Consider the following 1,191-nt stretch of genomic DNA (forward strand, 5'->3'; position numbering starts at 1 on the left):
GGACCACCGCGCAGGCCTATCTGCGCGTGCCGATCGGGGTCGCCATCAGCGTCGCCTTTCTTGGCGAGACCTTGAGCCGGACCGCCTGGATCGGGCTCGCCTGCGTCGTCCTCGGCGTCGCCGCCATGACCATCCCGGCCCGGCGGCGGATGAGCGTCAAAACGTCATAAGCCGCCGGGGAGGGCAGGCCGACAACCACGATATTAAGGATATTCCGAGGCGGGAGGCATGTTCCCCCGGGCGTGCAATACGTCGTATATTGGGCTTCCAGTAGCAGCCGGTCCCTCAACGCACCAATGTCCGCCGAATTGACGCCGCCCCCCGAGAAAAAGCGAATCTTTTCGCTGTCCATCGGCCAGCTTACGTTCGGAAGCTTCATCCTGGTGCTGGCGGTGATCATCGTCACCTCGACCGCGAGCGTGATCGCGATCCGGCACATCGACACGACCTTTGCCGAGTTGCAGCGGCTCCAGAGCGTCGGCGATCTCGCCGAGGACATCGACCGCCGTATGAACGAATTGCGCCTTGCCGCGCGCGACTTCGTCACCGACCCCGGCGCCGGCATCCAGTTCAAGCAGGTGGGCGAGGCGGCCTCGACGCTCAGCGACATCCTGAAGAAGACCCGCATCGAGCTCGCGCCCGAGCAGCAGGACATGATCGACGGGGTCACCGACCGCCTTGCGACCTATCGCAGCGGCCTCGAGCGGATTTCGACCCTGATCGACCGCCGTGCCCAGCTGCTCGCCGGACTGCCGCCGCTGCGCGAGCAGTTCGACGCGGCGGTCTCCGGCACCGCGGACCGCGAGCTTGCCTCCCGCCTGTCCGAGGCGCAGAGCCGGATCGCGCTCGGGCTGCTCGCGCGCAATCCCTCCGCGGCCGAGCAGGCCGCGCAGAACATGCGGACGATGGATATCGCCGACGCCAGGCTCAGGACGGCCGTGAATGGTTACGCCGAGGCGATCATGGCGGTCGCCGTCCGGGAGCGGCAGATCGCCGACATCGACCGCGAGGTGCTGGGCACCGAGGGGCGGCTGATCGGCCGCGTCACCGAATTGCTGCGCGAGGTCAGCGCAAGGCGCGGTCACGTGCTGGCGCGCGATTTTGCCCGCACGCTCACGGAGGCGCGGTGGCAGAGCATCGTGCTCGGCAGCATCGGCGTGCTGATCGGCATCCTTGCGGCCGGCTTCGTGG

Annotated in this window: 1 protein-coding gene and 1 pseudogene; both read left to right on the top strand. The window is 67.8% G+C overall.

From position 1 onward, the window contains the following. Positions 1 to 170 (top strand): annotated as a pseudogene (locus AC1D00_RS41925) (EamA/RhaT family transporter); the annotation flags it as partial. Between the two features lie 126 nt (positions 171 to 296). Continuing rightward, the coding region (locus AC1D00_RS41930) for an MCP four helix bundle domain-containing protein (RefSeq protein WP_477014749.1) at positions 297 to 1,191 on the top strand (895 nt) is incomplete at its 3' end.

This window comes from Bradyrhizobium sp. P2_E8, from assembly GCF_056403875.1.